The organism is Xanthobacter autotrophicus, assembly GCF_005871085.1.
GTDB lineage: Bacteria > Pseudomonadota > Alphaproteobacteria > Rhizobiales > Xanthobacteraceae > Xanthobacter > Xanthobacter autotrophicus.
Window position 1 is genome coordinate 112,347 of record NZ_VAUP01000007.1, and the last position, 8,488, is coordinate 120,834.

The 8,488-nt window shown below is 65.3% G+C and carries 10 protein-coding genes; all 10 read left to right on the forward strand.

The features are described from left to right. Positions 1 to 39 precede the first annotated feature (39 nt). Positions 40 to 660 (forward strand): ParB-like protein, encoded by a 621-nt coding sequence (locus tag FBQ73_RS03035; protein WP_170218726.1) that lies wholly within the window; start codon positions 40 to 42, stop codon positions 658 to 660. Positions 661 to 869: 209 nt separating this feature from the next. Beyond that, a complete protein-coding gene (locus tag FBQ73_RS03040) occupies positions 870 to 1,496 on the forward strand; it encodes a LemA family protein (protein ID WP_138398045.1) in 627 nt (208 codons plus the stop codon). A 17-nt stretch (positions 1,497 to 1,513) separates the two neighbouring features. Continuing rightward, positions 1,514 to 2,320: a TPM domain-containing protein gene (locus FBQ73_RS03045; protein WP_138398046.1), complete on the forward strand. Its 807-nt coding sequence runs from the start codon at positions 1,514 to 1,516 to the stop codon at positions 2,318 to 2,320. Between the two features lie 99 nt (positions 2,321 to 2,419). After that, complete coding sequence (locus FBQ73_RS03050) at positions 2,420 to 3,079, forward strand: TPM domain-containing protein (RefSeq protein ID WP_138398047.1); 660 nt, start codon at positions 2,420 to 2,422, stop codon at positions 3,077 to 3,079. 243 nt (positions 3,080 to 3,322) lie between these two features. Then, positions 3,323 to 4,306, forward strand: a complete 984-nt coding sequence (locus FBQ73_RS03055) for a malate dehydrogenase (RefSeq protein WP_138398048.1) — start codon at positions 3,323 to 3,325, stop codon at positions 4,304 to 4,306. A 75-nt stretch (positions 4,307 to 4,381) separates the two neighbouring features. Next, complete coding sequence (locus tag FBQ73_RS03060) at positions 4,382 to 4,882, forward strand: lysozyme inhibitor LprI family protein (protein WP_138398049.1); 501 nt, start codon at positions 4,382 to 4,384, stop codon at positions 4,880 to 4,882. Positions 4,883 to 5,332: 450 nt separating this feature from the next. Beyond that, a complete protein-coding gene (rpsL, locus tag FBQ73_RS03065) occupies positions 5,333 to 5,704 on the forward strand; it encodes a 30S ribosomal protein S12 (RefSeq protein ID WP_012113697.1) in 372 nt (123 codons plus the stop codon). A gap of 25 nt (positions 5,705 to 5,729) precedes the next feature. Further along, positions 5,730 to 6,200: a 30S ribosomal protein S7 gene (gene rpsG / locus FBQ73_RS03070; RefSeq protein ID WP_012113698.1), complete on the forward strand. Its 471-nt coding sequence runs from the start codon at positions 5,730 to 5,732 to the stop codon at positions 6,198 to 6,200. Between the two features lie 18 nt (positions 6,201 to 6,218). Beyond that, positions 6,219 to 8,294, forward strand: a complete 2,076-nt coding sequence (gene fusA / locus FBQ73_RS03075; RefSeq protein ID WP_138398050.1) for an elongation factor G — start codon at positions 6,219 to 6,221, stop codon at positions 8,292 to 8,294. Between the two features lie 67 nt (positions 8,295 to 8,361). Then, positions 8,362 to 8,488: GTP-binding protein (locus FBQ73_RS03080; protein ID WP_246089533.1), on the forward strand; the 127-nt coding region annotated here is incomplete at its 3' end.

The following is an 8,488-nucleotide window of genomic DNA, read 5'->3' on the forward strand; positions in this document are numbered from 1 at the left end:
CTGGTCCGGCGCAAGCCGGCTTCCGCGCGAGGTGACGCCATGACGGACGCGAATCCAGACGACCTCAGGGAGGTCGCCATAGACGCCCTGCACCCCACCCAGCTCAACCTTGGCATGGACGAGGTGAAGCGCCGGGCGCAGCAGATGGCCGGCCTCTCGCGGAGCGCGCTCCGGGCGCAGCTCGAGAAGAAGGCGGTGCCCTATGTGATCGGGCCGAAGAAGCGCCTCTATATGACCGACCATCACCATTTGTGCCGCGCTCTGCTGCTCGCCGGCCACGACACGGTGCTGGTGGGCAGGCCCCGGGAGGATGCGGACTGGTCCGATCTTGATCTGCCGACCTTCTGGCATCGCATGGAAGCGCAGGGCCTGTGCTGGCCCATCGACGTGGACGGCAACCGGCGGCCATGCGTCAAGATCCCCGGGCACATCAGCGAGCTTACAGACAACCCGTGGCGCACGCTCGCCCGAGGGGTCCGCGGCGATGCCTACACGAACCTGGACACCCCGTTCCAGGAATTCATGTGGGGCAACTATTACCGCTCCTTCATGACCACGCGGCTGCTCCAGAGCGACATCGAGCTGGCGGAAAAGCTGGCGGTGAAGCTCTCCCGCCTCGACGAGGCCCAGGACCTGCCGGGCTATCTCGGTTCCAAGTGAAATCCCCCAAGTGAGGTCCCCCAAGTGAAATCCCCCAAAGTGAGGTCCCCCCAATGAATTCCCCGAAGTGAAGTCTCCGAAGTGAGATCGCAGGTGAGGCATCGGGTGAGAGGGGAGGCTTCCCGGGGGCGTCAGCCTGAGGGATGCTCCCAGGGACCTTTCCCGAGCTGCGCCGTGTTATAAGCGCGCCAAGACAGGGGAGGGGCCACATGATCACCGCGCTCAAGTCCACCGCACTCCAGCATTTCGCCCGGCTGCGGGCGCCGCTCTTCGCCGTGCTCGCCGGGCTGGTACTGGCCGGCTGCGGGATCAACGTGATCCCCACCGAGGAAGAGCGGGCCAAGGCCGCCTGGAGTGAGGTGATGAACCAGTATCAGCGCCGCTCCGACCTCATTCCAAATCTGGTGGAAACGGTGAAGGGCTATGCCGCCCAGGAGAAGGACGTGCTGACCTCAGTCATCGAGGCGCGCGCCAAGGCCACCTCGATCCGGGTCGACGCTTCCACCATCACTGATCCGGCCCAGTTCAAGCAGTTCCAGGATGCGCAGGCGGGCCTCTCCAGCGCGCTCGGCCGGTTGATCGCTGTGTCGGAGGCCTATCCGGACCTGAAGTCCAACCAGAACTTTCTCGCCCTGCAATCGCAGATCGAGGGCACGGAGAACCGCATCGCCGTGGCCCGGCGCGATTATATCGAGGCGGTGCGGATCTATAATACCGAGCTGAAGACCTTCCCCGGCCTGCTGTGGGCCTCCACCTTCTATCGCGGCTACCGGCCCATGGAGACCTTCACCATCTCCGAGCAGCAGATGCAGGTGCCCAAGGTGAAGTTCAACTGAACCTGAGGGAGGCGGCCATGCTCCGCCTGTCCAATTCCCTCCGGTCATTGACGCCGGCTGTTTTCGCCCTGGTGCTTCTTTTCGGCGCGTCGGCGCGGGCGGAGCTGACATTTCCGCCACTCACCGGCCGTGTGGTGGATGCCGCCCGCGTGCTGGACGCCGGAACCGTGGCGGGGCTGGACGCCAAGCTGGCGGTGCAGGAGGCCAAGGCCACCGACCAGGTGGTGGTGGCCACCGTGCCCTCGCTCCAGGGCACCTCGGTGGAGGATTACGCCAACCGCCTGTTCCGCTTCTGGCAGATCGGCCAGGCGAAGAAGAACAACGGCGTGCTCCTCCTCGTCGCCCCCACCGATCGCAAGGTGCGCATCGAGGTGGGCTATGGACTTGAAGGCATCCTGACCGACGCGGTGGCCTCCACCATCATCCGCAACGCCATCGTTCCCGCCTTCAAGGCCGGAGACATGGCCGGCGGCATCGTGAAGGGCACCGACGCCATCCTTGAAATCCTCAATCTCGATCCCGACGAGGCCCGTGCCCGCGCCAAGGCGCTGGAACAGTCCGGCTGGACCGAGGAGGAGGTGGACAACGTCATCTTCCTCATCGCCATGATCGCCTTCTGGGGCTTCGTCATCTGGCGGGTGACGCGGGGCGGCGGCGGCCCGCGCGGTGGTGTGGCATCTCGCGGCCGACGTGGCGGCTGGGCGGCGGGACCCATCGCAACCTGGGACTGGGGCTCCGGCTCGGGCGGCGGATCTGGCGGGGGCGGAGGTTGGTCGGGGGGAGGCGGCTCCTCCGGCGGGGGTGGTGCGTCCGGCGGTTGGTGAGGTCGGTTGCTGTTATGGTATAAAGGTAGGGCAGTCCGGCCATGGCTGGGGCGCCCGTTCAGCACGAGCGGCAAAGCCGCCGATGGAAGGGAACACGCCATGAGCGCCGCCGAACGGGATTTGTCGTCCTCCGACACCAGCGTCTCCGGGCTTTCGGAGGCGGCGCTGGCGCGCATCGCCGAGGCGGTCGCTGCCGCCGAGACCCGGACCTCCGCTGAGATCCGCGTGGTGGTCGCTCGTGCGCCGCTGGTGCAGCATCCCTTCTTCTCAGTCCTGTGGGCCTCGCTCGCGGCGCTGGTGCTGCCCTGGTTCATTGGCTTGCTAAGGCCCATGCCGGCACTGGAGCTTCTTGCCGTGCAGGCGGTGCTGTTCGTGGTGTTGGCGTCGGTCCTCATGCTGCCGGGCGTCGTCCATCGGGTGATCCCGCGCCTTGCCCTTAAGGCAGCCGCCCGCAGCGCCGCGATCGAGACCTTCCTGGCCTATGGCATTCCCCAGACGGCGGGTCGCACCGGCATCCTCATCTATGCCGCCGCCCGCGAGCGGCTGGTGGAGGTGGTGGCGGACGAGGGCGTCCACACCCCCCTCGGCCACGGCGCCTGGCAGGACATCTGCGATGCCGTCGCCTCCCGTGCGCGGCAGGGGAGCCTGGCGGATGGGCTGGTCTGCGGGGTGGAGAAGGCGGGAGAATTGCTGTCAGGCCCGCTGCCGCGCCGTCCCGGGGATCGCAACGAACTCGCCAACCACGTGATCGTGCTGTGAGGACGTTGGCGGCGACCACTTGCAGGAACGGGCCGTTTTCCTGAAGGCGGCGAGATTTCCCAAGGCCTGAGCCCGCCGCACGGTGCGGGAGGTGGCGCTCATGGTCCGCAGCCGGCCTAAGACCAAGGTCCCACGACATGCCCCGAATCGGCTCCGCGCAGCGCCTTTCCTTCCGCGGCGCTGCGGCATAGATTGCGCGCCCGAGCCTTCGGGGCTCGACCTAAGGCATAAGGGCTTCTTCTCATGACCAAACCCGCCGTTCGCGTCGCTGTCACGGGCGCCGCCGGTCAGATTTGCTATTCGCTGCTTTTCCGCATCGCCAACGGCGACATGTACGGCAAGGACCAGCCGGTCATCCTCCAGCTTCTGGACCTGCCGCAGGCGCAGGCCGCCGTCGGCGGCGTCGTGATGGAGCTTGAGGACTGCGCGTTCCCGAACCTTGCCGGCGTCGTCATCACCGATGACCCCAAGGTGGCGTTCAAGGACATCGACGCTGCGGTGCTCGTCGGCGCCCGTCCGCGCTCGAAGGGCATGGAGCGCGCCGACCTGCTCTCCGCCAACGCCGAGATCTTCAAGGTCCAGGGCAAGGCGCTGAACGAGGTGGCCAAGCGCGACGTGAAGGTGTTGGTGGTGGGCAATCCGGCCAACACCAACGCCTACATCACCGCCAAGAGCGCCCCGGACCTGCCGGCGAAGAACATCACCGCCATGCTCCGCCTCGACCACAACCGCGCCCTGTCGCAGTTCGCGGCCAAGGCCGGCATCGCCACGGCGGACATCGAGAAGGTAGCGGTGTGGGGCAACCACTCCCCGACCATGTATGCCGACTACCGCTTCGCCACCGCGAACGGCAAGCCGCTGCCGGAGCTCATCAACGACGAGACCTGGTATCGCGAGACGCTGCTTCCCAAGGTGGGCAAGCGCGGCGCCGCCATCATCGAGGCCCGTGGCCTGTCGTCGGCCGCCTCGGCCGCCAATGCCGCCGTGGACCACATGCATGACTGGATCCATGGCACCGATGGCAAGTGGGTCTCCATGGGCGTGGCGTCCGACGGCTCCTATGGCGTGCCCGAGGGCATCGTGTTCGGCGTCCCTGCAGTGTGCAGCGGCGGCGCGTACGAGGTCGTGAAGGGCCTGCCCATGGACGATTTTTCCAAGTCCATGTTCGACAAGACCCTGAACGAGCTGCTCGAAGAGCGCGACGGCGTCGCCGCCCTGCTCGGCTGATGAAGGCTGCCGCCCTCCGGGCCCTCGGCCCCCAGGGCGGCGCCTCTCCAAGACGGTCGAGCGCGGGAGTGGCGGATGAAGGCGCGATACCAATTTCTGCCAGCGCTGCTGTTGGCCGCCGGGTCCGTGGTGAGCGGGTTCATGGCGACGGCCCTCCCGGCGTGGGCGGGAAGTGGCGCGGATGCCATCATCGCTGCCTGCCTCGCGCGGACCGAGGACGACAAGGGAGACCGACGCAGCTGCATCGGGATCGTCGCCGATGCGTGCCTCGGCAGCGGGGACATGTCGACCTCGGCTCAGGTGGGCTGCTACGACGGAGAACTGAAGGCGTGGGACGTGCGGCTGAACACCTATTACAAAAAGGTGCTCGCCGATCTCCCCGCGAAGTCTGCGCGGCAGCTGAGGGAATCGGAGCGCTCCTGGATCGAAACCCGCAAAACAACCTGCGCATTCTATGATGTGTTTTATGAGGGCGGCACCATGGCCCGCCCCATGGCGGCCGACTGCTATAATCGTATGACCGCTGAAAGAGTGTTGTTTCTAAAGAGTTTTGCCGACGGTGTCGGGGATCGCTAGCGATCAGGCCATCGCCTGGACGGTGACGCCGACGGGCGGTTTTTCCGGGCCGGAGCCCCGCTGGCCCTTGACGTTTAGCGACTCTGCAGCTAGAAGCAGCCCACTTCGCGGCAGGCGGTCGGCGTCTGAGTGATCGGTTTCTCATCTTCCAAGGCTTCCCGGCCTGAAGTGAGACGATCCCAAGAGCCGAAACGCTGCCAGGAACAGCACTGCGATAACTTCAGGTGCATGATCGCGGCGGCGTCCCGTCAAGGGAATTGCGCGCTGTGATCCTCTGTCGCGAGAAAGGCGTGTCCGCACCCATTTGGGCCGTGGACGGCGCCTTTCGTGTTCGTTGGTGCGAGCGGAATTTGAGGCCCCCTACGGGGTCAGTCGTGGCGGCCCCTGAAAACGGTCGTCGAATGAAGAATGCGGCCCCAGGCCGCAGATCAGGACGAGGCGAAGGCGTACATGCCGACGATCAACCAGCTGATCCGTAAGCCGCGCGAAGCGCAGAAGGCGCGCGACAAGGCGCCGGCGCTTCAGGCGAGCCCCCAGAAGCGCGGCGTTTGCACCCGCGTCTACACGACGACCCCGAAGAAGCCGAACTCGGCTCTGCGTAAGGTCGCCAAGGTGCGGCTCACCAACAGCTACGAAGTGATCGGCTACATTCCCGGTGAAGGCCATAACCTTCAGGAGCACTCCGTGGTGATGATCCGCGGCGGCCGCGTGAAGGATCTTCCTGGTGTGCGTTACCACATCCTGCGCGGCGTGCTGGACACCCAGGGCGTCAAGAACCGCAAGCAGCGCCGTTCGAAGTACGGCGCGAAGCGGCCCAAGTGATCCGGCTAGGTTGAGGAACTGAACGATGTCCCGTCGTCACAAGGCCGAGCGCCGCGAAGTCATTCCGGATCCCAAGTATGGATCCACCACTCTGTCCCGCTTCATGAATTCCGTGATGCGTGATGGCAAGAAGTCGGTGGCTGAAGGCATCGTCTATGGCGCTCTCGACGTGGTCGAGACCAAGGCCAAGCACGATCCGGTGGATGTGTTCATCCAGGCCCTCGAGAATGTGGCTCCCGCGGTGGAAGTTCGCTCCCGCCGCGTGGGTGGTGCCACCTACCAGGTGCCCGTCGAAGTGCGGAACGAGCGTCGCCAGACCCTGGCGATCCGCTGGCTCATCGCCTCGGCCCGCGCCCGCAACGAGAAGACCATGGTGGAGCGTCTGTCCGCCGAGCTGCTCGATGCTGCCAACAATCGCGGCGCTGCCGTGAAGAAGCGCGAAGATACGCACCGGATGGCGGAAGCCAACCGCGCCTTCTCGCATTATCGCTGGTGATCGGAGAGGACGACTTCCATGCCCCGCACTCACGCGATCGAGGACTACCGCAACTTCGGCATCATGGCGCACATCGATGCCGGCAAGACCACGACCACGGAGCGGATCCTCTATTACACCGGCAAGAGCCACAAGATCGGTGAAGTCCATGATGGCGCTGCCACCATGGATTGGATGACCCAGGAACAGGAGCGCGGCATTACCATCACGTCGGCCGCGACGACTGCGATCTGGGCAGGCAAGCGCCTGAACATCATCGACACCCCCGGGCACGTGGATTTCACCATCGAGGTGGAGCGCTCGCTCCGCGTGCTCGACGGCGCCGTGTGCGTGCTGGACGGCAACCAGGGCGTCGAGCCGCAGACCGAGACCGTGTGGCGCCAGGCGGACAAGTACAACGTGCCGCGCATCGTGTTCGTCAACAAGATGGACAAGATCGGCGCCGACTTCTACCGCTGCGTCGAGATGATCATCGACCGCGTGGCCGGCAACCCCGTGTGCTGCCAGCTGCCGATCGGTTCCGAGAACAATTTCAAGGGCATCATCGACCTCGTCCGCATGAAGGCGGTCGTGTGGGAAGATGAAGCCCTCGGCGCCAAGTATCATGACGAGGAGATCCCCGCGGATCTCGCCGACAAGGCTGCCGAATACCGCAACAAGCTGGTGGAAGCCGCCGTCGAGCTCGACGACGACGCCATGACCGCTTACCTGGACGGCGTCGAGCCGGATGTGGCGACCCTCAAGTCGCTGATCCGCAAGGCGGTGATCGGGCGCAAGTTCAACCCCGTGTTCTGCGGCTCTGCCTTCAAGAACAAGGGTGTTCAGCCCCTGCTCGACGCGGTGGTGGACTTCCTGCCGTCCCCCATCGATCGCGGCGCCATCAAGGGTATCGACTTCAAGACCGAGGAAGACACGGTTCGCCTGCCTTCGGACGAGGAGCCCACCGCGGTTCTCGCGTTCAAGATCATGGACGATCCCTTCGTCGGCACCATCACCTTCTGCCGGGTCTATGCCGGCAAGATGGAAACCGGCATGGGCCTGCTCAACTCCACCCGCGACAAGCGTGAGCGCGTCGGGCGGATGCTGCTGATGCACGCCAACAACCGGGAAGACATCAAGGAAGCCTATGCGGGTGACATCGTCGCCCTCGCCGGCCTCAAGGATGTGCGCACCGGTGACACGCTGTGCGATCCCGCCAAGGCCGTGATCCTGGAGAAGATGGAATTCCCGGAGCCGGTCATCGAGATCGCCATCGAGCCGAAGTCCAAGGCCGACCAGGAGAAGCTGGGCATCGCCCTCTCCAAGCTGGCCGCCGAGGATCCGTCCTTCCGCGTGTCCACGGATTTCGAGAGCGGCCAGACCATCCTCAAGGGGATGGGCGAACTGCACCTCGACATCAAGGTCGACATCCTGAAGCGCACCTACAAGGTGGATGCCAACATCGGCGCCCCCCAGGTGGCCTATCGTGAGACCATCACGAAGAAGTACGAGGTGGACTACACCCACAAGAAGCAGACCGGTGGTACCGGCCAGTTCGCGCGGGTGAAGTTCATCGTGGAGCCGAACGAGGTGGGCAAGGGCTTTGCCTTTGAGAGCGCCATCGTCGGCGGCGCGGTGCCGAAGGAGTACATCCCGGGCGTCCAGAAGGGCCTCGAGAGCGTGCTTGGCGCCGGCGTGCTGGCGGGCTTCCCGGTGGTGGACGTGAAGGTGCAGCTCATCGACGGCGCCTTCCACGAAGTGGACTCGTCCGCCCTGGCGTTCGAGATCGCGTCTCGCGCGGCGTTCCGTGAGGCCCTCCAGAAGGGCAGCCCGGTCCTGCTCGAGCCCATCATGAAGGTCGAGGTGGTGACGCCGGAGGACTACACCGGCTCCGTCATCGGCGATCTCAACTCCCGCCGTGGCCAGATCCAGGGCCAGGACATGCGCGGCAACGCCAACGTGGTCAACGCGATGGTGCCTCTCGCCAACATGTTCGGCTACGTGAACACCCTGCGCTCGTTCAGTCAGGGTCGTGCCACCTTCACCATGCAGTTCGACCACTACGAGCAGGTGCCGTCGAACGTCGCCCAGGAGGTCCAGGCCAAGTACGCCTGACGGCGTCGGTCTGAGCCTCACGAGTTTCACCCTTCAGGTTCGCCAGAGAGACCCAACGGAGAGTCCAATGGCCAAAGAGAAGTTCAACCGCTCGAAGCCGCACTGCAACATCGGCACGATCGGTCACGTGGATCATGGCAAGACGTCGCTGACTGCGGCGATCACGAAGATCCTTGCGGAGACGGGCGGCGCGA

Coding starts and splice junctions, on each gene's coding strand:
- FBQ73_RS03035 (WP_170218726.1), top strand. CDS start 40: ATGACGGACGCGAATCCAGACGACCTCAGGGAGGTCGCCATAGACGCC.
- rpsL (WP_012113697.1), top strand. CDS start 5,333: ATGCCGACGATCAACCAGCTGATCCGTAAGCCGCGCGAAGCGCAGAAG.
- fusA (WP_138398050.1), top strand. CDS start 6,219: ATGCCCCGCACTCACGCGATCGAGGACTACCGCAACTTCGGCATCATG.
- FBQ73_RS03045 (WP_138398046.1), top strand. CDS start 1,514: ATGCTCCGCCTGTCCAATTCCCTCCGGTCATTGACGCCGGCTGTTTTC.
- FBQ73_RS03055 (WP_138398048.1), top strand. CDS start 3,323: ATGACCAAACCCGCCGTTCGCGTCGCTGTCACGGGCGCCGCCGGTCAG.
- FBQ73_RS03040 (WP_138398045.1), top strand. CDS start 870: ATGATCACCGCGCTCAAGTCCACCGCACTCCAGCATTTCGCCCGGCTG.
- FBQ73_RS03060 (WP_138398049.1), top strand. CDS start 4,382: ATGAAGGCGCGATACCAATTTCTGCCAGCGCTGCTGTTGGCCGCCGGG.
- FBQ73_RS03050 (WP_138398047.1), top strand. CDS start 2,420: ATGAGCGCCGCCGAACGGGATTTGTCGTCCTCCGACACCAGCGTCTCC.
- rpsG (WP_012113698.1), top strand. CDS start 5,730: ATGTCCCGTCGTCACAAGGCCGAGCGCCGCGAAGTCATTCCGGATCCC.